This window comes from Butyrivibrio sp. FCS014, assembly GCF_000526935.1.
Taxonomy (GTDB): domain Bacteria; phylum Bacillota; class Clostridia; order Lachnospirales; family Lachnospiraceae; genus Butyrivibrio.
Map to the genome: position 1 here is coordinate 40,842 of NZ_JAHA01000003.1, position 22,256 is coordinate 63,097.

General features: G+C 44.3%; 24 protein-coding genes. 23 read left to right on the top strand and 1 reads right to left on the bottom strand.

Going from position 1 to position 22,256, the window contains the following annotated elements:
* Window positions 1-34: 34 nt before the first annotated feature.
* The 23 genes from T456_RS0100510 (at window position 35) to T456_RS0100630 (ending at window position 20,315) form a co-directional block, all read left to right on the top strand.
* Window positions 35-754, top strand: coding sequence for a CPBP family intramembrane glutamic endopeptidase (locus T456_RS0100510; protein WP_024864400.1), 720 nt, complete (start codon window positions 35-37; stop codon window positions 752-754).
* An 85-nt stretch (window positions 755-839) separates the two neighbouring features.
* The gene (locus T456_RS20875) at window positions 840-1,928 is read left to right on the top strand and encodes a GGDEF domain-containing protein (protein WP_024864401.1); all 1,089 of its coding nucleotides are present in this window, start codon (window positions 840-842) and stop codon (window positions 1,926-1,928) included.
* Between the two features lie 345 nt (window positions 1,929-2,273).
* Window positions 2,274-3,092 carry a class I SAM-dependent methyltransferase gene (locus T456_RS0100520; protein ID WP_024864402.1) on the top strand — a complete coding sequence of 273 codons (819 nt, stop codon included), beginning with the start codon at window positions 2,274-2,276 and terminating at the stop codon, window positions 3,090-3,092.
* 117 nt (window positions 3,093-3,209) lie between these two features.
* The gene (locus T456_RS0100525) at window positions 3,210-3,740 is read left to right on the top strand and encodes an NUDIX hydrolase (RefSeq protein ID WP_024864403.1); all 531 of its coding nucleotides are present in this window, start codon (window positions 3,210-3,212) and stop codon (window positions 3,738-3,740) included.
* The gene (locus T456_RS0100530; RefSeq protein ID WP_024864404.1) at window positions 3,733-4,518 is read left to right on the top strand and encodes a class I SAM-dependent methyltransferase; all 786 of its coding nucleotides are present in this window, start codon (window positions 3,733-3,735) and stop codon (window positions 4,516-4,518) included. The genes T456_RS0100525 and T456_RS0100530 overlap by 8 nt, the downstream gene beginning before the upstream one ends.
* Window positions 4,519-4,543: 25 nt before the next feature.
* A complete protein-coding gene (locus T456_RS0100535) occupies window positions 4,544-5,296 on the top strand; it encodes a class I SAM-dependent methyltransferase (RefSeq protein ID WP_024864405.1) in 753 nt (250 codons plus the stop codon).
* On the top strand, window positions 5,293-6,240 hold the full coding sequence (locus tag T456_RS22945) for a GNAT family N-acetyltransferase (protein ID WP_081748942.1): 948 nt from the start codon (window positions 5,293-5,295) through the stop codon (window positions 6,238-6,240). Before T456_RS0100535 ends, T456_RS22945 begins: the two co-directional genes overlap by 4 nt.
* A 36-nt stretch (window positions 6,241-6,276) precedes the next feature.
* The gene (locus tag T456_RS18830) at window positions 6,277-6,684 is read left to right on the top strand and encodes a GNAT family N-acetyltransferase (RefSeq protein ID WP_024864407.1); all 408 of its coding nucleotides are present in this window, start codon (window positions 6,277-6,279) and stop codon (window positions 6,682-6,684) included.
* An 18-nt stretch (window positions 6,685-6,702) separates the two neighbouring features.
* Window positions 6,703-7,260, top strand: coding sequence for a GNAT family N-acetyltransferase (locus tag T456_RS0100550; protein WP_024864408.1), 558 nt, complete (start codon window positions 6,703-6,705; stop codon window positions 7,258-7,260).
* 221 nt (window positions 7,261-7,481) lie between these two features.
* On the top strand, window positions 7,482-8,264 hold the full coding sequence (locus T456_RS0100565; protein WP_024864409.1) for a methyltransferase domain-containing protein: 783 nt from the start codon (window positions 7,482-7,484) through the stop codon (window positions 8,262-8,264).
* A gap of 165 nt (window positions 8,265-8,429) precedes the next feature.
* Window positions 8,430-9,167, top strand: coding sequence for a sensor histidine kinase (locus T456_RS18835; protein ID WP_051464938.1), 738 nt, complete (start codon window positions 8,430-8,432; stop codon window positions 9,165-9,167).
* 2 nt (window positions 9,168-9,169) lie between these two features.
* Window positions 9,170-9,652 (top strand): NfeD family protein, encoded by a 483-nt coding sequence (locus tag T456_RS0100575; protein ID WP_024864410.1) that lies wholly within the window; start codon window positions 9,170-9,172, stop codon window positions 9,650-9,652.
* 1 nt (window position 9,653) lies between these two features.
* Window positions 9,654-10,619 carry a flotillin-like protein FloA gene (gene floA, locus T456_RS0100580; protein ID WP_024864411.1) on the top strand — a complete coding sequence of 322 codons (966 nt, stop codon included), beginning with the start codon at window positions 9,654-9,656 and terminating at the stop codon, window positions 10,617-10,619.
* Window positions 10,620-10,662: 43 nt separating this feature from the next.
* Window positions 10,663-11,388 carry a LytR/AlgR family response regulator transcription factor gene (locus tag T456_RS0100585; RefSeq protein WP_024864412.1) on the top strand — a complete coding sequence of 242 codons (726 nt, stop codon included), beginning with the start codon at window positions 10,663-10,665 and terminating at the stop codon, window positions 11,386-11,388.
* 350 nt (window positions 11,389-11,738) lie between these two features.
* A complete protein-coding gene (rsgA, locus tag T456_RS20880; protein WP_024864413.1) occupies window positions 11,739-13,319 on the top strand; it encodes a ribosome small subunit-dependent GTPase A in 1,581 nt (526 codons plus the stop codon).
* Window positions 13,316-14,137 carry an ornithine carbamoyltransferase gene (locus T456_RS0100595; RefSeq protein WP_024864414.1) on the top strand — a complete coding sequence of 274 codons (822 nt, stop codon included), beginning with the start codon at window positions 13,316-13,318 and terminating at the stop codon, window positions 14,135-14,137. The genes rsgA and T456_RS0100595 overlap by 4 nt, the downstream gene beginning before the upstream one ends.
* Window positions 14,138-14,155: 18 nt before the next feature.
* Window positions 14,156-15,028, top strand: a complete 873-nt coding sequence (locus T456_RS0100600; protein ID WP_024864415.1) for an NAD-dependent epimerase/dehydratase family protein — start codon at window positions 14,156-14,158, stop codon at window positions 15,026-15,028.
* Window positions 14,985-15,704, top strand: coding sequence for a sulfite exporter TauE/SafE family protein (locus T456_RS0100605; RefSeq protein WP_024864416.1), 720 nt, complete (start codon window positions 14,985-14,987; stop codon window positions 15,702-15,704). The genes T456_RS0100600 and T456_RS0100605 overlap by 44 nt, the downstream gene beginning before the upstream one ends.
* 119 nt (window positions 15,705-15,823) lie before the next feature.
* Complete coding sequence (locus T456_RS0100610; RefSeq protein WP_024864417.1) at window positions 15,824-16,552, top strand: MerR family transcriptional regulator; 729 nt, start codon at window positions 15,824-15,826, stop codon at window positions 16,550-16,552.
* Window positions 16,553-16,716: 164 nt separating this feature from the next.
* Complete coding sequence (locus T456_RS0100615; RefSeq protein ID WP_024864418.1) at window positions 16,717-17,487, top strand: nucleoside phosphorylase; 771 nt, start codon at window positions 16,717-16,719, stop codon at window positions 17,485-17,487.
* Between the two features lie 21 nt (window positions 17,488-17,508).
* Window positions 17,509-18,279 (top strand): inositol monophosphatase family protein, encoded by a 771-nt coding sequence (locus tag T456_RS0100620; RefSeq protein ID WP_024864419.1) that lies wholly within the window; start codon window positions 17,509-17,511, stop codon window positions 18,277-18,279.
* A 156-nt stretch (window positions 18,280-18,435) separates the two neighbouring features.
* Window positions 18,436-19,353: a CPBP family intramembrane glutamic endopeptidase gene (locus T456_RS0100625; protein WP_024864420.1), complete on the top strand. Its 918-nt coding sequence runs from the start codon at window positions 18,436-18,438 to the stop codon at window positions 19,351-19,353.
* Between the two features lie 44 nt (window positions 19,354-19,397).
* On the top strand, window positions 19,398-20,315 hold the full coding sequence (locus T456_RS0100630) for a DUF7916 family protein (protein WP_024864421.1): 918 nt from the start codon (window positions 19,398-19,400) through the stop codon (window positions 20,313-20,315).
* Here the strand turns inward: T456_RS0100630 and T456_RS0100635 are convergent, their stop codons facing one another.
* A complete protein-coding gene (locus tag T456_RS0100635) occupies window positions 20,316-22,202 on the bottom strand; it encodes an acyltransferase family protein (RefSeq protein WP_024864422.1) in 1,887 nt (628 codons plus the stop codon). It abuts the gene before it with no gap.
* Between the last annotated feature and the right edge of the window lie 54 nt (window positions 22,203-22,256).

Here is a 22,256-nt window from a genome sequence, read left to right on the forward strand (position 1 = left end):
TCCCTAATGATCATTGCACGGAAAGGAAAATGAAATGCGTAAACTTTATGAAACGAAGGAAATAGTCTTTGCAGTACTTTGGATTGTGGCCTACTGCGTTGTAATGGGAACCATCAGAGGAAATTTCGGGGATGATAGCATTATTATGCTCCTGGCGCTTATTGCGTTTTCAGCAGGAATCATAGCATTTGTAAAAACAAATCATCTGGAAAAGAAATACGGACTTGCCGGATGGCCAAAAAATGCCGGGAAATATCTGTACTTTATTCCCATGTGGATCGTGGCTACAGGCAACATCTGGGATGGCTTTGCTCCTTCTTATCAGGGTATTGCGCTGGTTTTTGCGGTACTTTCCATGATACTTGTGGGCTTTGTGGAGGAAATGATCTTCAGAGGATTTCTCTTCAGGGCCATGCTTAAGGACGGTAAGCCGGTTGTGGCAATTGTAGTGTCTGCGCTTACATTTGGAATCGGTCATATTGTAAACCTCTTAAACGGACAGGCAAGTCTGGAAACGCTGGCCCAGGTCTTTTTTGCCATCAGCTGGGGATTCATTTTTACAATGGTTTGCTATAAGAGCGGCAGCATTATACCGTGTATCTTAGCTCATTCCATCATAGATGCTCTGGCAGTGCTTGGTGCGGATATCATGCTGTTCAGCTGGATAAGTATCGGGGTGACGATATTTACAGCTATTTGTTATTGCATTTATCTTGGCAGGCTTAAAACACAGGACGATACCGGCAATGCATGATATAATAGTGAAAAGCTGTCTTTTAACTGATTGACTATAGTAGCATGCTAAATATTTGAACTGCTGATTATTAGAGGTATCAAATATGAGGATAATTAACGGTGTTAAAACAATCTTTGGCTTGTTGAAGGGTCTGTGGTCGATGAGTCCAAGTGAAAAGTCCGATTTCTACAAGGATAAGTGCGAGTATTATCAGGGTATCGTTGAGCTTAGCCTTGTTGTGGCATGTTTGACTACCATATGTTTTCTTTATTCGGATTACATGATAAATGGATCCGTTCTTCCTACGCTTATTCCCAGATTGTCCATTCTGGCATTTATTGCCGTATTTTTCATTGTTACGGGTATAAACGGAAATGCCCGAGTGATGGTTGTGATGGATTTTTTCCTTGGTCATGGAATGGTCATTGCTGCTAGCTGGACAGCCTACAAATTGGTTGATAACAGCAACTCCGTTACAGGAATCATTATTGTTAATCTTCTTTGGATGGTAATCGGATTTGTGGCAACGCCCATAGATACATTGATCAATGGGGGTGTGTTCATTATCGAGATCATCATCACCAACATGTTTAATCATTACACCAACTATGATGTAATCCTTTCGCTGGAAATTCCCTGTATCATCGGTATCGTTGTAGTTCATTACATCATGACCGCCTTTTATCTGGATCACTACAGAGTCACTCAGAAGCTTAAGCTATCCATGGTAACTGATCCTCTGACCATGGTATATAACAGACATCTTCTGGAAAAAATAATCTCAGAGAACTCTTTAAAGATTCAGTCTCCCGGTGAGCAGATAGCACTGGCCATGCTGGATATTGACGACTTTAAGAAGATCAATGATGAGAACGGCCACTACACCGGTGACCTGACTCTTTATTTCCTTGGGCAGAAGCTGAACACAGAGACCCACGAGGATGACTATGTTATTCGCTATGGAGGAGAGGAATTTGTACTGATCCTCAGGAATTGCAGTGTAGACGATGCATACGCCCGTATGGAGCAATTCAGAGCAGATATCGAGAAGGCAAAAGACACACCGGTGCCATTTACGGTTTCAATAGGTGTGGCAGGTTACACAGGCGATTATTCCGACACTCTTATGAAGGTGGACGATGCTCTTTATAAGGCTAAGAATACGGGTAAAAACAAGGTTGTCGTGAGTTGAAGTTTGTGACTTGTAATGTATACTGTATTGACAACTGTTTATGTCGGCGATATCATAGCAAACAATAAATCAATAAGGAGCACTTATGAATCAGCGATATATGCATAACTACATGGAGATTATGTACAGACGTATTCGCTTATAGCTGGGATTTATCCACACAGCTGTGAGCCGATAGGTCTTATCTGTCTGTGTGGTTTTTCGTATAGGATGATTTTATGAAAAGCACAGGGCAGATTGTAATCTTGCTGATGTGCTTTTTTTGTTGCACAAACCGAAAAGCGAATGAATGATTGCGAAAAGCAGGAATCAACCTGTTCGATTGCAGAAAAGGAGGATCATGAAATGGGACTTGAGGGAAAAGAGCTTAAAGAGTTATATCTGAGACAGTACTCAGGCGCAGGAGAAGAGTATCGCTTATTCAGCACAAAAGTAAATGAAACAGAATTCAGATTGACCATGCACTACATCCATAAGTATCTGAAAAACGGCGACAGGATCATAGATATAGGCGCCGGCTGCGGAGTTTATACTAACGCTCTGTCCAATGAAGGCTATTCAATCGATGCTATAGACCTTCATCCGGACAACGTGGCCAGAATGAAGGAACTCTTTAAAGACACAGAGAACATAAACGTGCATCAGGCCAATGCTATGGATTTAAAAGGCTTTCAGGATAATGCCTATGATCTGGTACTTGAACTCGGCCCTGTCTACCATCTTCATAAGACACCGGAGAGAGTAGCAGCGATAAAAGAAGCTGTAAGAGTAGCAAAAAAGGGTGCACCGATATTTGTAGCATTTGTACTTCAGGATGCTCCGCTTATACAGTACATATTCCAGCACGAGAATTCGGCTGAAGAGATAAAGACAATAGGCTATGAAAGAGACACAGCCAGAGTCACAGATAATACCGGCTCATCCATATACCTTGATACAATACCCACAATAGATGAATTGGCAGAGCTGGTGTTACAAGAAGTGCCAGTCACAAAAGGTCCAAGATTTGCGCAGGATGGACTCTCACATGTCATCAGAGACTCAGTAAACAACATGTCGGAAGCCTCCTATAACGAATGGCTTCAGTACCTGATTGCAACAGCTGAAAGGGCTGATCTGATGGGCTATTCCAACCATGTGGTGCAGGTTTTCATCAAGCAATGACGATGGCTATTTCTTGTGAGCTCCATGGTTATCGGATATAATTGAATAATGGTCCCTGGGGACGGGGTTAGGGACCATTTTTGAGCCCATTGGGAATGAGATGAAGGACATTTTTTCATGAGGATAAAAAAGACTTTGGCAAAGCAGATGCAGCTTATAAATGATGATTTTCTGGGACGTATAGAGAAGCTTCGCCACGCATGCAGAGGAATACTTGTAAGGGATGGAAAAGTTCTTTTGTGCCACGAGCCAAAGAGCGGACTTTACATCATCCCCGGCGGCGGAGTGGAAGGTCATGAAAACTACACTGATTGCTGTGAGCGCGAGATGTTGGAGGAGACCGGCTACAGGACAAAGGCCGTAGCAGGATATCTTGATATTGAAGAGCTCTTTGACGTCTGGAGGCACATCAATCATTACTACATTTGTGAACTCATAGAAGACACAGGAGTTCAGCACCTTACAGAAGCAGAAATGCTTGCAGGCTACACAAATGCATGGGTTCCGCTTGAGCAGGCGCTGGAGATATTCGGTAAATACGAAGACTACCATGACAGGGACATAGCAATTTACGGGCTTTACAGGCGTGAACTTGCTGCGCTTAATGAGTATGAGAAGTTCATCTCAGGAGGAAAGCGCAATGGATAACAGGTCTTTTGACTCAAAGAGAATTGCGCTTGGTTATGCCAAACGCCCGTGGCTTCACAAATCCGTGATTGAGCAGCTGCTTTGCGACTGCAATCTTGACGAAGCATATAAATTCAAAAACGGCCTCGACGTCGGCTGCGGAGCAGGCTTATCTACAAAGGCACTTCGTCTTGTTTGCGACAAGGTGAGCGGGACCGATATTGCGGAGTCAATGGTAGAAGTTTGCAGAGATTTATATGGAAAAGACCCTTCTTATTCCTTCTACGTTGCAAAAGCCGAAGAGACAACAGTCCCCGAGAACAAGTACGACATAGTAACTGCCGCAGGTGTTATTAACTGGGTTGACGAGAAGAAGTTCATGGCAAACATGTTTGATGTCATGGAAGATGGTGGCCTGCTTGTTATATACGACTTTGGAATCACTGACAGAATGACCTGGAGCGACGCCTACACTACATGGTATCGGGACGAGTATCTAAAGAGATTTCCCAAACCATTCAGGAAGGAAAATAAGTGGGCTCAGGCGGATCTGCCGGATGGCTTCACTATGGAGAAGCAGACTGAGTATGACATGGAGTATGAATTTGAACTTGAATCATTTGTTGATTTCATGCTGATCCAGTCAAATGTGAATACACAGATAGAGGGTGGAAATATTACTGCTGATGAAGCCGGAGAATGGATAGAGACGTCTCTTGCGCCAATATTTGAGCACAGTAAAAAGAACCTTATCTTCCACGGCTACAGCTGGTACATAAGGAAAGTGGCTACGACCTAAAGACAACAGGGAATGGAGAATGAAAATGCCCAAGCAGAACATATTTGACAACGAAACATTCTTTGAAGGTTACAGGAAAATAAGAGAAAAAGAATCCAACGCCAACGACCTGTTTGAGATTCCGACGCTGTTTTCTCTTTTACCTGACCTGACAGGGAAAAGAGTTCTCGACCTAGGATGCGGATATGGCGAGCACTGTATCTCTTTTGTCCAAAAGGGTGCCGAGAAGGTTGTTGGAATTGATATTTCAGAGAAGATGCTGGAAGTGGCAAAGTCCGAAAACAGAAATCCAAGGATTGAATATCTCCTCATGCCAATCGAGGATATCGCACAAATCGCTGAGAAGTTCGACGTGGTCATAAGCTCACTGGCCCTTCACTATGTTGAGGACTTCGAAGGAGTAGTAAGGAACGTCAATAACCTCCTTACACCCGGAGGCGAATTTATTTTTTCACAGGAACATCCCTTTAATACCTGCCACAGCACTGGGGAGCGCTGGACAAGAGATGAGAAGGGGGAAAAGATACATATCAATCTGAAGAACTATGGTATTGAGAGGGAGAACGAGAGCACCTGGTTTGTTGACGGTATCAAGAAATATCACAGGATGTTTTCGACGATAGTAAATACGCTGGTAGAGGCCGGCTTTGCCATAGAGAAGATGGTAGAGCCGCTGCCTGATGAAGAACTTCTTAAGAAATTTCCGGAGCATAAGGATCTTTTCCATAAGCCGGATTTTCTGGTCATTAAGGCAAGGAAACATTTAGGAACACCATGAAAAGACTTTTCGAAATTGATTTAAAAGACTATAAGGAATCAGGCAACGTATTTCGAAGACCATCTGCCAGAGCAATCATCAGAAAGGGCGACAAGATTGCACTGGTGTACAGCAAGAAGGAGAAGTACTACAAATTCCCCGGTGGCGGAATACACGATGATGAGGATAAAAGAGAGGCTCTTATCCGTGAGGTCAGAGAAGAGGTTGGAATGGTCGTCATCCCCGAGAGTATCAGGGAGTTCGGCAGTGTCCTTAGGAGGCAAAAGAGTGACAGAGGTGAGAATACCATTTTCGAACAGGAAAATTTCTATTACTTCTGTGATGTAAAGGATCAGCTTGTTGAGCAGGATCTGGATGATTACGAGAGCGACGCGGAGTTTGTTCTAAGAATAGTGGATTTGGACACGGCAATCGAAGCCAATGACGTTTATTCCAGTGATGTCTTTTTTAACGAGGTAATGATAAAAAGAGATCTCAGAGTACTGAGGCTCCTTAAAATGTCAGAAAGACGAATCGATGATGAGATCAGGCTGATTCCATATTACAGAAATGATGAGGTTTCACTTGCCTGGTATCAGGATCTTGATGTGTGCAAGCAGGTTGATAACAAAGATGAGCCGTATGATCTTGAGCTTTTGCACAGAATGTATGATTTCCTCAGTACACACGGTGACTGTTATTATATCGAGTATCAGAACGCTTTGGTCGGAGATGTTTCCATTAGGAATAACGGGGAAGTTGCCATTGTGGTATGTAAGGAATACCAGAACAGACATATCGGAAGGCGCTGCATAGAAGAGATGATAAAGCTTGCCAAAGAGAAAGGCATGAAGTCGGTCAAGGCCAATATTTATTCTTTTAACAGTCAGAGCAGAAAGATGTTTGAGGCTGTGGGATTTAAAGAAACTGAAGATGAATGGTATGAGTATTCTTTAAAAGACTGACAGAAAAAAGAGACAATAAGGAGCTGTAAGCTAAACATGGAAATAAGACGAATAGAGGAAGATGAAAAGGTAGGAAAGTTCATCAACAAGGAGTTCACGGATTATGCGATTGACTGTGATGTGGCGCTGAACTTTGAGGAATTTACCTTTGCTGCAGAAGATGATGGAAAGATAGCGGGGGTCATCACGGGACGAGCATATTACAACGAGGTTCATATCGGTGATCTGATAATCGGAAAAGATTACAGAAGAGCCGGTGTCGGCAGAAGGCTCGTGGCAGCAGTTGAGGATGCTTTCAAGGGAAAAGGGTATGAGAAAATCGCCCTTACTACCTTTGGATTTCAGGCACCGGAGTTTTATAAAAAGCTGGGCTATGAGCTTGAGTTTGTGAGAGAGGATAAAGACCCGAAGCTTAGTAAGTATTTTTACCTGAAGAAGATTTGAGAATGGGGAAAAGACCTAATGATTAAACTGGAAACAGACAGGCTGATCCTCAGAGACTACACTGAGAGCGACTTTGATGCCTACTACAAATTAAAAACCGATGATAAGACCATGTACTATATGCAGGACATCAAGCTGGATTCACCTGAAGATGCCAGGGCAGAGTTTAAAGAAGTACTGGCAGATATAAAGAAGCCTGATAGGGAGTTTTATTTTCTTCACATGGAACTTAAAGACACCCATGAGCAGGTAGGGAGCGTTGGTTATACGGTTACAGACAACACGCCGGTTGGCAAGCTTGTTCATTTTGGATACTTTACATACCCGAAGTTCTGGGGAAACGGATATATGTCCGAGGCAGTGCAGAAGGTGCTCGAATTTGCTTTCACTCAGGACAACGTGTACAGAGTCACAACCGGGTGCCTGGCTGAGAATATCGGCTCTGAAAAAGTCATGAAAAAGAACGGGCTCATAAAAGAAGCTGAGCACATCGACTATGAGTGGCATGACGACAGAATGAAAACCCGCCTGGAGTACAGGATCCTTCGGCATGAGTGGGAGAAGTTGCAGAAATGAAAAAAGTACTTGTACTGGGGTGCTCCGGAAGTGGTAAGAGCACCTTCTCCATAAAACTTCATGAGAAAACAGGACTTCCGCTTTACCATCTAGCTTGATCCGGAACTGGTGGAGCTGGTTAAGAACTATGAGGAAGAAAACAAGCCGGTACTTTACGAGCTCTTTTCCAAATATAAGGACAAAAACGTGATAACATTTAGCACCAGAGAAGAGGCAGAAAAATGGATTACAGAAATTTGAATACAGACAGAGTAAATGAACTTAGAAAAGAATGGGAAGCGGAGGAGAAGATCGCCCACATTCACGGCTGGGACTTTTCTCACATCCATGACAGATACGAAGAGGAGGACGACCTTCCCTGGGATTACAAGAAGATAATTGAGGAGTACCTTGATCCTGACATGAAGCTCATGGATTTTGATACAGGAGGTGGAGAGTTCCTGCTATCACTAAAGCACCCTTACAAGAACACAGCAGCAACCGAAGGCTTTCCGCCAAACGTTGAGCTGTGTAAAGAGACTCTTTTGCCACTTGGGATTGATTTTAAGCCTTGCGATAATGAGTCAGACATTCCTTTTGCCGACAGCTCTTTTGACATAATGATCAACAGACACGGCAGCTTTGACCCCAAGGAGATACACAGACTCCTTAAGGATGACGGCATATTCATCACTCAGCAGGTGGGAGGCAAGAACGACAGGGAGCTGGTGGAGATGGTTCTTCCCGGCACACCTGAGCCCTTCCCTGAGCTTGAGCTCTCTATCCAGAAAAAGAAATTTGAAGAAGCCGGATTTGAAGTGATCCGCGGAGAAGAAGTGTTCAGACCCATCAGGTTCTATGATGTGGGAGCATTCGTGTGGTTTGCTCGCATCATAGAGTGGGAGTTCCCCGGATTCTCGGTGGAGAAGTGCTTTGACAGGCTCCTTAAGATGCAGGAAGAAATTGATAAAAACGGCTTTGTGCAGGGAACCATCCACAGATATCTGATTGTTGCTAAGAAGTAAAAATGGTCCCTAACCCCCATCCCTAGGGGTCAAAAATGGTCCCTGGGGACGGGGTTAGGGATCATTTCATGTCATTTCAGTGGGGATTTTGTATAATTGAGAGGAAATGAATTGTCCAAAAAGGCAGTGATGCTATGATTGGTATATAGAAAAACGGAGGCGGTTGTGGGAGACTCATCTTTTTATCTAATCGGTTTTGTCATATTGGTTGTGATACTCATTGCCTGTATTGCTGTCCTAATAAGGAACTACATGAAGCTGATAGCCAGGAACGATGCACTTATGGAAAGCGTCGATAACCTGTGCAGGCTCAATGACAAACTCAGAATGGACAGACATGACTACCTTAACCATTTGCAGATCATCTATGGGCTGATGGAACTTGAGGAATACGATGAAATGAATTCGTACCTCAGGAAAGTCTACAAGGAGCTGCTAAAAACAGGAAAAGCTGTAAAGACGTCAAAGCCTGCGATAAATGCACTCCTGGCAGCCAAGATGGCAGAAGCGGAAGCACAGGGAATCGAATTTCAGGTCGATGTAAAATCAGATCTGAAAAAACTAGCCATAGAGGACTGGGAGCTGTGCAAGGTTCTCTCCAATCTTATAGACAATGCCATGAAGGCACTTGAAGATTCCACCGGCGAGGAAAAGAAGCTCAGAGTGCAGATCACGGAAACCCCTGAGAGATACATTTTCAGCGTGGATGACAATGGCCCAAAGATCCCCGAAGATATAAGAGATAATATTTTCAAAAGAGGCTTTTCAACCAAGAAAGGCGAAGGCCATGGAATGGGGCTTGCAATCGTATCCGAGATTCTGAGTAAGAACAGTGGAGATATTGAACTTTCGTCAGATGACGAAGAGACAGTATTTACGGTAAGCTTTGGAAAAGGAGAATGATTATGGGAGCAGTTCAGATATTGGGAGTTATAGTCCTGATAATAGGAATACTTCTGATAGGCGTCGAGTTCTATATGCCCGGCTTTGGCTTTCCGGGAATAGCAGGTATCATCTTTACCGCAGCCGGCATATTCCTCACCGGAAGAAACTTCCAGGAAAGAGTGATCGTCGGCGTTATCGCTATTGTTATAATCGCAGTAATGCTGGTTATAAGTATAGTGATATTCAGCTCGAAGAAGGTAAGATCACCCATCAAACTCGATGAGGATCTGCAGGGCAAGAACCTGTTTATCGAAGAGAAGGATATGGAATATCTTATCGGGAAAAAGGGAGTTGCCATTACAGACTTAAGACCTGCAGGAAAGGGTGAGTTTGACGGCGTAAAGTTGGATATTCTATCAGCAAATTATTACATAAAAAAGGATTCTGCCCTTGTTATTACAGAAGTTAAGAATAACAGCATAATTGTCGAGGAGGAGAAATAAAATGATGACACCTATAATAATAGCAGCGATTGTAATCGTACTTTTAATTGTATTTTTTGCCGTAATCCCTGTTGGAATGTGGATTTCAGCGATAGCCAGCGGAGTTAAGATCAGTATCTTTTCCCTGGTAGGAATGAAACTTAGAAGGGTTAAACCTGTAAAGATCGTAAGCCCTCTTATCAAGGCTACAAAGGCCGGAATAAATGTCACAACCAATCAGCTTGAAGCTCATTATCTCGCAGGCGGAAATGTAGACAACGTTGTAAACGCCCTTATAGCAGCAGAGAGAGCCAGCATGAATCTTTCCTTTGAGCAGGCATCGGCCATCGACCTTGCAGGACGTGATGTGTTCGAGGCCGTAACCATGAGTGTTACTCCCAAGGTCATTGAGACACCTCAGATCGCAGCTGTGGCAAAAGACGGTATCGAGCTTCTCGTTAAGGCCCGTGTTACTGTAAGGACCAATATCGACAGACTCATCGGTGGTGCAGGAGAGGCAACTGTTCTTGCAAGAGTAGGTGAAGGCATCGTAACTACAGTTGGTTCTGCAATCACTCACAGCAGCGTTCTTGAGAATCCCGATGATATCTCAAAGGTTGTACTTGAAAAGGGACTTGATTCCGGCACAGCTTACGAGATCATGTCCATTGATATAGCAGACATCGACATCGGCAGAAACATCGGAGCTAACCTCCAGAGCCTTCAGGCAGAGGCCAACACCAAGATCGCTCAGGCTAAGGCTGAGGAGAGAAGGGCAATGGCCGTAGCTCTTGAGCAGGAGATGAAAGCAGAGGTTGTCAAGGCAGAGGCAGAGATTCCAAGAGCAATGGCAGAGGCCCTTAGGTCAGGAAATATCGGAGTGCTTGACTACTACAATCTCAAAAATGTCCAGGCAGATACCAAGATGAAGAACGACATCGGCAACAGTATCGCTGAATATGTCGAGACCAAGAAAGACAAGAAATAATACAGCTCAGTACCAGGGAAAAGAGCTATGAAGGGGCGAAGTTATGATAAAAGTAATGATAGTTGAGGATGAAGAGCAGATACGGAATATTCTGAAGAAAATGATAGAGAAGACCTCTGATTGTGAAGTTGTATCCTCATGCGGCAATTTCGCAGCGGCTATCAGCGACTTTATCAAACTTCGCCCCGATGTTGTCTTCATGGATATTGATCTGTCCGGTGAGAGCGGCCTTGAATGTGCCAAGGCTATTACTGAGGTGGATCCCAAGGTGAAGATAGTTTTCGCAACAGCCCACAGCGAGTATATGGCCAATGCTTTTGAGATATACGCTTTTGACTATCTCGTCAAACCCTTCGATCTTGAGAGGATAGGCAAGACACTTGGCAGAATAAAGAGTATGACAGCGGAAAAAGAAACTGAGGCAAAAGCTGAAGGCTCTTTTGACAAGCTGGTGATCCGCGGAAAAGAAGAGATAAATCTCATTGATACGAAGGATATTATAATGATCGAGAGGACCGATGGCATAAGCAGGATAGTGACGGAGGATGAGACCTTCCTTACGTCGTCATCTCTTTCTTCTATACAGGAGAAACTCGATCCTGACAAATTCATGAGATGCCACAAGTCGTACATAATCAGAGTGGAAGCAGTCAAAAAGCTTGAGGTGTACGGCAGATGGACATATACGGTAACACTTAAGGGCACGGATGAAACTGCTCTTATGACTTCTGAAAAATATAATGAGATGAAGCAGAAGCTGGTATTCTGACGAACTAAAAAACACGTTGACTTTAAAGCGCACATTTGTTACTCTGTGTAATGTAATAAAAATCTTGAGGAAAGCGAGGTAATCATAATAATGAGTGCAAACAGAACAGAGATTGTAAATGAATATAGTATGATGACCTCGGTTTATGCCTTCTGATATCTGCAAGGCATTTATATAGCGTATTTAGACCGTGGCATTTTTGTCACGGTTTTTATTTGGGAATTTTCATACATCTTCCAATCACGCCCGGTTCGGGCAGCGTTCCATGAAGAAGAAACAAGGTCTCCATACTATTACAGAAAACTATAACTAAAGACTATTAGACTTAATTTTTTCAAGGAGACAAAACATTGAATAATTTAATAATCAGAAAAGAAACTACAAGTGATTACTACGACACAGAACTGATGACCATGCGCGCTTTTTGGAACATTCACGGTCCGGGATGCAACGAGCATCTTATGGTCCACAAACTCCGCAGCGCTGATGAATACCTGCCGGAGCTCAGCCGCGTTGCAGAGCTTGATGGCAGGATAGTAGGCGCGATATTTTACTCAAAGGCCAAGGTCGTGGATGGCGATAAAGAACACGAAGTGCTGACCTTCGGACCTCTGGCCGTTGAGCCTACATGCTTTAGCGCAGGGATAGGTGCGGCGCTGTTAAAAGAGACTATTGCTCTTGCAAAGGCAGCAGGATACAAGGGAATCGTGATCTGCGGAGAGCCCGAGTATTATCCAAAGCACGGCTTTAAGACCTGCGACAACTTTGATATCCATCACCCGGCATTTGGAAATGCAGATGCGTTTATGGCACTTCCTCTTAACGATGGATTCGAGGATATTCACGGCCTGTTCTATGAAGCACCCGTATTCGAGGAGTGCGAGGATGAAGATGAGGTAAAAGAGTTTACGAGTAAATTCCCGTATTACAAACCTCTTAAGCTTTCCTGCCAGTGGCTTCATGAAGAAAAACTCGGAAGAATATCGCAGGTAAGCAAAAACAGCTACATGATAAAATTCTGGGAACAGGAAATTCCGGCCAAGTTAAAGGGAAACTTCTACGGTGAAGATGCAGACAAGCTTCCGGTAGTGGGAGACTATGTGACATTTCGCTATAACAGGCAGGGGGATTCAATGATCCTTTCTGTATGTGAGAGAACTAGCTTCCTCCAAAGACCCGACCAGGCCAAGACAGGAGTTATGCAGTACATGGTTTCCAACGTGGACTACTGCTTTATTGTCACGTCCCTTAATGAGGACTACAACTACAACCGCATAGCAAGGTACGCAAGCGTTGCGCTTCAGGGAGGCTCTACTCCTGTTGTGATCCTCACCAAATCAGACCTCTGCAACAATACAGGAAGATATGTGCGTGAGGTGGAGCAGATATCTGATAAGGTACGGGTTCATGCAATTTCGGCAATCTATGGCATCGGACTTGAGGAGCTCAGAGAATATCTGATCCCCGGAAATACGATCTGCCTCATGGGCTCTTCCGGTGTCGGAAAATCAACGCTTGTCAACACTCTGATAGGGGAGGATATCATGAAGACCTCAGAGATCAGAAAAGATGATGACAAGGGACGCCACACTACAACCATCAGAAGGCTTATCGAGACATCAAATGGAATCTGCTTTATTGACACTCCCGGAATGCGCGAAATAGGCATGGCAAACACCGCTGAAGGTATTGATGATACCTTTTCCGATATTGTAGAATTGGAATGTCAGTGCAAATTCAGTAACTGCAGGCACGAGACAGAGCCGGGATGCGCAATTAAAGCAGCCATCGCAAACGGTGAACTCTCCCCTGAGAGATATGCGCTGTACAAGAATCTTGGCTCAGAGAATACCAAGAACTATGCCAAGAAAAAAGAAATTTCCAAGTGGGCCAAGGCATATAAGAAAAACAATAACAGGTACATGGAATGAAATCTTTTATAAGACTTACGGATCACAAAAAAGAAGAACTTCTTAAGATATTTGAAATTGCCGATACCATCGAGGAGTATGACGGATTCCTTAAAGGGAAGACCATAGTTATGTTCTTTCCGGCATCGAGCATAAGAACCAGAGTGTCTTTTGAAAAAGGAATATACCTTCTCGGTGGCCAGTCCATATTGTTCGATCCGAAGACACTGGATAAGAAAGAAGAAATAAAGGATGTGTGCGGATATCTGCAGAACTGGGCAGATGCTGTAATCGTGCGTTATCCTGATATTAGTATGTTAGACAGGATGGCTGATGCAATGTCAGCCCCTGTCATTAACGCTATGACTGATGACAATCATCCCTGCGAGATGATGTCCGATCTATACACACTTTCTGGAATCAGAGAGGATTACCTTGGCGATAAATACTTATTTGTCGGCGGCGATGGAAATATTGGAAAGGCCTGGAAAGAGGCATCGGATGCTTTTGGTCTTTCGCTGACTCAGTGTGGACCGGACAAATACCGCATCCCCGGAGTTCCTTACGGCGACAATCTGAATAATGCAATCGTAGGAAAAGACATTGTCTGCACCGATTCCATTCCATCGAGTATGCTTGAGAATTTTAAGAACTATCAAATAACAAAAGACCTGATGGAGAAGGCAAATAATAATGCAATCCTGAATCCGTGTCCTCCGTTCTATCGTGGAGAAGAAGTATCTGCGGATGTGATCGATTCAGATTTCTTTGTGGGATATGAGTTTAAAAAGAATCTTTTGAAAGTTCAACAGGCAATCATGATCTATGCTTTGAGCTGAAGGAAAGAGGAGCGTGTTATGAAAATACTTGTTGTGGGTGGAACAAGATTTTTTGGAATTCCAATGGTCAATGCACTACTGTCCGCCGGCCATGATGTGACAATTGCCACGAGAGGAAATGCCAAGGCGGATTTTGCAGGAGAAGTGAAGAGTGTTGTCTTTGACAGAACAGATTCTGACAGTATAAAAAGAGCTTTAAGCGGTCTTGAATTTGACGTAATAATCGATAAGATTGCCTATGGCTCCAATGACGTAAAAGCTCTTTTGGAAAATGTAACCTGCGACAGGTATATTCAGATGTCCAGCTGCTCTGTTTATCATGAAGATCACGCGGATATCAGAGAAGAGGAATTCATAACAAAAGATCATCCTCTGAAATGGCAGGACAGACTTCCCGATTATCCCGAGACTAAGCGCAACGCAGAGCGTGCAGCTCTTGAGTTTATGGATGAAGCTTCATGCACTTTTGTGAGGTATCCTGTTGTTCTTGGAGAAAATGATTATACCGGACGACTTCGTTTCTATGTTGATCATATAAGAAGCGGGAGTCCTATGTACATTGATGATTGTGACAGAGCAATGTCTTTTATCCATGAAAAAGAAGCAGGGGAGTTCATCGCATACCTTGCAGATCACCCATGTGACGGCGCTGTGAACGGATGCTCAAACGGAGTCATAAAGATTTCGGAGATAATTGATTATGCTGAAAAGAAAATCGGTAAGACTGCGATTCTTGATGCTGCCGGCGACGCAGCGCCATACAATGGTCTGACAGATACACTTAGCTTTAATACTGACAAGGCGAGAGGCATTGGCTATACATTTTCGGATTTAGGTGATTGGATATATGGGCTATTGGATAATTGCAACGCTTGCAGCGTTTTATGTTAAGGGGCTTTGCGGATTCGCAAACACTCTTGTTTTTACGTCGATATTAAGCTTTACGGCTGCTAATATAAATATTTCGCCATTGGAACTTGTTCTTGGTTACCCGACTAACCTGATAATAAGCTGGAAAGAGAGAAAGGCAATTGACCTTAAGATTGTTCTTCCGCTGGCAATCATGGTGATTGTCGGAAGCTTTGGAGGAGCTCTTTTCCTGAAGAATGCGGATGTTACGCTGGTCAAGATAATCTTCGGAGTGCTGGTGATAATTGTGGGCATAGAGATGCTGCTCAGGGAATTGTCCCACAAGAAGGTGGGGAGCTCGAAGATACTGCTTACGATAATAGGTATTCTGTCGGGATTTCTGTGTGGGCTCTTTGGAGTCGGCGCTCTGCTAGGTGCCTATATTGGCAGGACGACAGATGATATGAAGTCTTTCAAGGCCAATATCTGCACAGTATTTGTGATTGAGAACACCTTTAGAGTAGGGCTGTATCTCTTTTACGGAATTCTCACTGTTGCTGCACTTAAAAGAGCTCTGGTGCTTGCACCATTCATGATTATCGGACTGGTGGCAGGAATGCTGAGTGCCGGCAGGATTAGTGAGAGGGTAGTAAAAAAGATTGTGATCATCCTGCTGATCGTTTCAGGAGTAACATTAATTCTGAATAATGTATTGTAAAGAGGTTCAAAGAGGTTCTTTGCGAGCCTCTTATTTTTTTGCATTTTTTCGCAAAAACTGTTGACCCTGACGTTGCGTAATAGTTTAAGCTATAATTACACGTGAAGGAGATGAAAGCCATGATGACAGTAAATGAAGTAAGTAAACTGACAGGAGTGAGTATACGCACCTTGCAGTATTATGACAAAATAGGGCTTCTTGCGCCGGCGGAGTATACCGGGGCCGGATACAGGCTGTATGACGATGCAGCCCTGGAGAAGCTGCAACAGATTTTACTGTTCAGGGAGCTGGAGTTTCCGCTAAAAGATATAAAAGAAATTGTGACCAGATCTGATTTTGACAAGAGGAAAGCACTGGATCAGCAGATTGGGCTCCTGGAACTTAAGAAGGAGCACATCGAGAACCTGATCGATATGTGCAAAGGACTAAAACTGAGAGGAGTGAGAAAATTGGATTTTAAAGCATTTGATATAAGTAAAATTGATGAATACGCAAAAAGAGCAAAAGAGCAGTGGGGAAAGACTCCCGAATTCAAAGAGTTTGAAGAAAAGGATAAGAATCGCACCGATTCTGAAAAGTCAGATATGATGGCAGATTTCATGAAGATATTTGAGGAGTTCGGTGCAATGAAGGATTCAGATCACGCATCCGATAAGGTCCAGGCTCAGGTTAAGAAGCTTCAGGCCTACATCACTGATCATTTCTACCACTGCACCGATGAGATTCTCTTTAGCCTTGGCAAGATGTATACCGGGGCCGGAGAGTTCACCGACAACATCGACAAGATGGGCGGCGAAGGAACTGCAGAGTTTGTCTATCAGGCAATCAAGGTATATTGCGGCAAGTAATGAATTGTCAGTAAAAATAACCTATAGACAGAAAATTGTATTGACAATGCTCTAAGTGTCCCGTATACTTACAACTAATTATTTCATCGGAGCACTGACAACTTTAGACCTTATCAAGCACATGTTTGGTAAGGTCTTTTTTCATACAAAAAGGAGGGCATGAGATGATAATTAAGAATGAGATACCAATACTTGAATACGATGATCACTCAGTCGAAGTCATAACTCCAAACCACGACTGGCCTGAGCTTAAGCTCCCGAAGAAGTGCCTCTTTACATTTCTGGGCGACGTGGTTTCGAAATTTGCGCAGGAGCATAATGCTGAGGTGGTGGAGAACTTTATCACCGTTTCATATACTGTTAAGATATACGTTCTTAATGAAAACGGTGAAGATATTTGTCTTGTACAGTCTTTGATAGGGGCTCCGGGAGCAGCGTCTTTAGTTGACTGCCTCATAAGCTGCGGGTGCGAAAAGATAATTGCTGTAGGCTCATGCGGAGTTCTTGCAGATCTTCCTGAGAACGTCTTTATTGTTCCAACAAAAGCTCTTAGGGCTGAAGGCACATCCTATCACTATCTACCGGCTTCGAGATATATCGAGCTGGATAAAGAACCGGTGGCAGCAATTGAGAGGTGTTTTAATAAACATGACCTTCCATTTGTAACCTGCACCACCTGGACTACAGATGCATTTTTCAGAGAGACAAAAGACATGGTAAAATATCGTTTGGAGGAAGGATGCTCTGTAGTTGAGATGGAGTGTGCTTCACTTGCCGCAGTATGCAGAAAGCGAGGAGCAAGCTTTGGCCAGTTCCTGTTTACAGCTGATTCTCTTGCAAATGTTCATGAATATGACGTAAGAGATTTTGGAACAGGTTCACATGAAAAGGCTTTGCTGCTGGGACTGGACGTACTGAAGGAATACACAGACTGACAGGAAAGGAACCACCAAAAAATGACAATAGAAGATATAAAGCAGGCAGCCCGGGAGGCAGGAGACATCTTACTCACAGCCAGACGCCCAAAGATCATGGAGAAATCAGGACATGCGAACTTCGTAACCGAGACGGATGAGACGGTACAGAGGTTTCTTGTTGATAAGTTAAAAGAGATTCTTCCCGGAGCAGAGTTTCTGGGAGAAGAGGACGGGCAGGACGTATTCTCAGCCAAGATGGCAAGCGGTTTTTGTTTTGTAATAGACCCCATAGACGGAACGTCCAATTTCATCTATGAATACAGACCATCAGTAGTATCCATCGGTCTTCTGAAAGATGGAAAGCCCTACATGGCTGTAGTCTACAACCCCTACGATGACATGATGTTCTCAGCCATTGCAGGAGAAGGTGCATATATGAACGGAGAGAGGATAATGTCCTCTGAGGCGCCCTTGTCAGAGCAACTCGCCTGCTTTGGTACTGCGCCATATTACGAGGAACTTAGAGATAAGTCTTTTGACATAGCAAAAGAGCTCCTTCCGCTGTGCGTGGACCTTAGAAGATCCGGAACTGCAGCCTGGGATATGTGCTGCGTCGCCATCGGAAGGTGCGGACTGTACTTTGAGCTTAAAATCCAGATATGGGACTACGCTGCAGCAGCTCTCATTGCGCAGGAAGCGGGCTGCAGTGTGACAGACATAGAAGGCAAGCCCCTTTCATACACAGGGGCTTCATCAGCGCTTTGCATGAGCAGGGGAGTAAAAGAGATACCGGAGTGCTTTGGGGCATGACCTTGTTACGCATGAGCAGGGAGTAAAAGAGGTGCCGAAGTGCTTTGGAACATGAGCCTTTTTGCAGAACTGGTTAAATATGCGGAAGTGACAGACAGTAGTTGCTGTGGTAAGTTTTTATAGTAGGAAAAAGTGTTGTTTAATGGAGGAAAAAAGATGAGCAATGAAATGAATAATGAATTGGAACAGGAAGCACCTGTTCAGAAGAAACCCGGGGTGGCAAAAGAGGTGATCGGGATCATCGTGGTATTTATTCTGATGCTTCTGCTGAATATTCTTGTAAGTACAGTGCTTGTACTGGCTGAAGTTGAAGTCCCCCTTGTGATTTTCGGAACTATTACCGAGGTCGTAGTAGTTCTTCCCGCTATAATCTATACCAGGATGAAGAAGGAACGTGTCATAGAGAGCTTTGGTTTCAGGAAGATCAAGCTTTCAACAATTCCCTGGACCGTTCTTCTTACAATAGTCAGCGCCCCGCTTTTATGGTGTGCTAATTCTCTGTCACAGGTTTTTGTTCCCAACACCGTTGTGGCAGCATCAGATCAGTTTACTTCAGGATCTTTACTGGCATCCTATATTGTTGTGGCAATTGTTGCACCTGTATGTGAGGAGTCAGCCATGAGAGGCTTCTGCTTCAACAGATTCAGAAGAGTTACTTCCCTTGCTGTGGCAGCAGCTGTTTCCGGAATAATGTTTGGCATCCTTCACCTTAATATCAATCAGATGTGCTATGCCATAGTTCTTGGCGTAATTTTTGCCCTTGCCAACTTTGCCAGCGGAAGTATCTGGACATCGATCATTATGCACTTTATATTTAACAGCTTTGGTTTCCTGGCTCTTGCAGCAGCGCAGGCAGCAGCTGAACTGTCAGGAACTGATATTGCACAGCAGGCTGAGGTGGCCAGAACAGAGTCCAACGTTATGCTGATAGCAGGTCTTGTCCTTCTGGTTATTTCCGTAGGACTTTCATTCATTATCAGGAAGGTTTTAAGAAGGATCGCCATGAATGAGAACAATCAGGAAGCGGTAGAAGTATTCAGCAAGAAGAAAAACAAGGAAGCAGTAGCTGAGTAAAAAGAGGCAATCACGCAGCAAATTGCACAGACAGGAGATAAAGCATGGGCAAAAGAGTCTTAAACAGTTTTGCAAGTGATTTTGAAAAGATGGGAAAGCAGGAGCTTCTAAGCGCCATTGCCGAAAGCGAAGGAAGAACCATTATGACGGAATGCATCGGCATGTTTACGCCACAGTGCGAGGATGTGTCAAATGCGGAGCTGTGCGCGGCTTTTGGCTCCGACTTTATTCTCTGCAATATTTTCGACGTGTGGAATCCCGATATAAATGGACTTCCGGACCACAAACCGGAAGATACCGTAAGACTTATGAAGAAACTTACAGGCCTTCCTCTTGGGATCAACTTAGAACCGGGAAAAATTGTGGAGGGTTCTGACAACCCCTGGGCACTGACAAAAGGCCGTGTTGCCAACGCTGAAAATGCAATCCGTGCCAGGGATATGGGAGTTAACCTTATCCTCATAACAGGTAATCCGGGCATAGGGGTAACCAACGAGGGAATCCTTAATGCCATCAGGGAGATAAAAGAGGCAGTGGGAGAAGATGTTATCATAGCATCCGGCAAGATGCATGCTGCAGGCGTGGTATCCGAAGGAGCTGATGCTATTCTTACCATGGAAGATATTGATGCCTTCTCTGAAGCGGGAGCGGACATCATTCTTCTTCCCGCACCCGGGACAGTTCCCGGAATAACCCTTGAGTGGGCAAGAGAGCGTGTTACCCATATTCATAAGCTGGGAAAACTTTCAATGACTGCCATTGGCACAAGCCAGGAGGGCACCGACGAAGAGACGATAAGGCAGATAGCTCTTTTGTGCAAGCAGACCGGAACTGACCTTCACCACATCGGAGACAGCGGCCATCCCGGAATTGCAGCACCTAAGAACATTATGGCATACAGCATCAGTATTCGAGGCATCCGTCATACCTACCATCGAATGGCTGCCAGTGTCAGAAGATGATCAAATACCGTACCTTACCCATATGATGGGACGAATGGCACCTGCGGGCTTGTTAACGTATTTCACGCCAAGTTCAATGGTGCCATCTTCAGTTACAATAGGAGCTGTGAGGCCAGAAACCCCGTCATCGCCCCGAAGCCACCACCAGGAGGTATGGTATTCCTTCATATCCCAGCTGTGGATCTTGCTCATGAGGTTCACATTGGTACCACGGTTTTTTGCAACGTCTGAGATGATAAGCTCCCGCTCCGCATCCGATCCAAAGAAAGCTTCAGCTTCATCTGCAGTAAGAAGGCCGAAGTAATCCCCGTCATGGTCTGACTCTAAGCTTTTCATCTCAAAGGGGTTAAAGGTTTTCATATATCTGTCTGAATTTATATATGCACGAAGATCCGAGTCCTGCCAGGATACGGCTTCGTGTTTTTGATTGTAGTAATTGCCGTCTATTCCTGCTTTTGCAAGAAGTGTGGCAACTCCGCTTTTTTTGCTGACAACGATCCAGGTCATGCGCTCGGCACCGGGGATGAGAGGATTGGTATCAAAGCGCCCATAGAGGACTTCCTCCCCGACGGCGGCTTTCTTGATGACCTTCATCTCTTCCTTGTAGTTTTCCTCTGCAAAGAAGAATCTCTCTCCGTAAAGGAGCCCTCCAACAACTGCAAGGAAAACCAAAAGCACAGTAAGAAGACCAAGAGCTACCTTCTTTTTGTTTCTCTCATCTGATGTCAAAAACTGAAGGGCAGTGATGGCTCTTTTGACCACGAAACCAATAACCGGGGCTATAAGTGCAGTGGCGGCGATGGACACAAGGTAAACTATCAAAAACCGGATACCGTCCGGAGCTTCGATCCTATCAAACACCAGCTCTAAAAGGGTGCCGTGGATCAGGAACAGCTCAAGGCTTACACCGCTTATAAACTTAAGGAAGCGGCTTCTAAGAGAGATCCTCATGGACAGAACAAGGATCAGGATCGCAAAGACGCAGGAATCAATGTTCTGGGCGATCAGGGTGATAACGCCGTCTCTTGTGGCGGAAGGCATTCCGGTATGGTAGTACCCAAGAAAACGAAGGCACATAACCGCCGTAAAGTGGGTGATTACGGACAATACAAAAGAAGCGATGAGCACGGGATAATAGTGCTTTTTTATAAATCCGTCAATGCCGTCCTTAAACCTTGCATAGACAGTGCCAAGGATAAAGGAGGTCGTTGAAATATACCACCATTCCCCGTGGAACCAGGTGCTCTTTACACCCTCCGGATCGTGTCCCTGAATATAGGCATAGGGGATTATGGCAAGAACAGCGATGCTAAGAAGGATAAGTGCCGCATCCTTGTTTTTTACAAGGCGGAAGATCACGTAGAACATCAGATAGATCACCGCGATTTCGATGATGAACCATCCGTTGCCGTTTATCAGCTGCAGTCCGAACACATCCTTAATGACCTCGATAATGCCTTCCCTTGTTCCGTAGGCAAACCTGCTTATCAGGATGTCGATGAAGTTAATGAGCCAGAAGGGCAGGAGTATTGTGGGAATCCTCTTTATAAGAAAGGTGTCAAGATACCTCTCTTTGGTATAGAAGCTTGTAAGAAGACCGTATCCGGAATAGAAAAAGAAGATGGCTGTAAGCAGGTATCCCATGTCGTTGAATACGTTTATGGGACCTCTGTCGATATTGCCGTATACGGAGATTTTCTGTACCAGGTGATGGAGAATTATGAAAAGACAGGCCGCCGCCCTTATCATTTTGCTCTGGAGAAAAAAGTCATCGTGGGGAGCATAGGGATTGGAACATCCGGACGGCTTTACAAGCCCTGCAAAGTTTGCGCCAAAGAAAATCAGAATTGTGAGAATAACAGGGAAAATAAGAAAGAAAATGTCCATGGATTTTATCCGCCGTTTGAGTATTTTTTTATGTACATATCATAGTTAACCACA

Bases quoted from the DNA above. Each gene is read 5' to 3' on its own strand.
- T456_RS0100595 (WP_024864414.1), top strand. From the start codon at position 13,316: ATGAAATCTTTTATAAGACTTACGGATCACAAAAAAGAAGAACTTCTT.
- T456_RS0100525 (WP_024864403.1), top strand. From the start codon at position 3,210: ATGAGGATAAAAAAGACTTTGGCAAAGCAGATGCAGCTTATAAATGAT.
- T456_RS0100635 (WP_024864422.1), bottom strand. From the start codon at position 22,202: ATGGACATTTTCTTTCTTATTTTCCCTGTTATTCTCACAATTCTGATT.
- T456_RS0100530 (WP_024864404.1), top strand. From the start codon at position 3,733: ATGGATAACAGGTCTTTTGACTCAAAGAGAATTGCGCTTGGTTATGCC.
- T456_RS0100510 (WP_024864400.1), top strand. From the start codon at position 35: ATGCGTAAACTTTATGAAACGAAGGAAATAGTCTTTGCAGTACTTTGG.
- T456_RS0100520 (WP_024864402.1), top strand. From the start codon at position 2,274: ATGGGACTTGAGGGAAAAGAGCTTAAAGAGTTATATCTGAGACAGTAC.
- floA (WP_024864411.1), top strand. From the start codon at position 9,654: ATGATGACACCTATAATAATAGCAGCGATTGTAATCGTACTTTTAATT.
- T456_RS22945 (WP_081748942.1), top strand. From the start codon at position 5,293: ATGAAAAGACTTTTCGAAATTGATTTAAAAGACTATAAGGAATCAGGC.
- T456_RS0100625 (WP_024864420.1), top strand. From the start codon at position 18,436: ATGAGCAATGAAATGAATAATGAATTGGAACAGGAAGCACCTGTTCAG.
- T456_RS18830 (WP_024864407.1), top strand. From the start codon at position 6,277: ATGGAAATAAGACGAATAGAGGAAGATGAAAAGGTAGGAAAGTTCATC.
- T456_RS0100600 (WP_024864415.1), top strand. From the start codon at position 14,156: ATGAAAATACTTGTTGTGGGTGGAACAAGATTTTTTGGAATTCCAATG.
- T456_RS20875 (WP_024864401.1), top strand. From the start codon at position 840: ATGAGGATAATTAACGGTGTTAAAACAATCTTTGGCTTGTTGAAGGGT.
- T456_RS0100550 (WP_024864408.1), top strand. From the start codon at position 6,703: ATGATTAAACTGGAAACAGACAGGCTGATCCTCAGAGACTACACTGAG.
- T456_RS0100585 (WP_024864412.1), top strand. From the start codon at position 10,663: ATGATAAAAGTAATGATAGTTGAGGATGAAGAGCAGATACGGAATATT.
- T456_RS0100605 (WP_024864416.1), top strand. From the start codon at position 14,985: ATGGGCTATTGGATAATTGCAACGCTTGCAGCGTTTTATGTTAAGGGG.
- T456_RS0100575 (WP_024864410.1), top strand. From the start codon at position 9,170: ATGGGAGCAGTTCAGATATTGGGAGTTATAGTCCTGATAATAGGAATA.
- T456_RS0100615 (WP_024864418.1), top strand. From the start codon at position 16,717: ATGATAATTAAGAATGAGATACCAATACTTGAATACGATGATCACTCA.
- T456_RS0100565 (WP_024864409.1), top strand. From the start codon at position 7,482: ATGGATTACAGAAATTTGAATACAGACAGAGTAAATGAACTTAGAAAA.
- T456_RS0100630 (WP_024864421.1), top strand. From the start codon at position 19,398: ATGGGCAAAAGAGTCTTAAACAGTTTTGCAAGTGATTTTGAAAAGATG.
- T456_RS0100610 (WP_024864417.1), top strand. From the start codon at position 15,824: ATGATGACAGTAAATGAAGTAAGTAAACTGACAGGAGTGAGTATACGC.
- T456_RS0100535 (WP_024864405.1), top strand. From the start codon at position 4,544: ATGCCCAAGCAGAACATATTTGACAACGAAACATTCTTTGAAGGTTAC.
- T456_RS0100620 (WP_024864419.1), top strand. From the start codon at position 17,509: ATGACAATAGAAGATATAAAGCAGGCAGCCCGGGAGGCAGGAGACATC.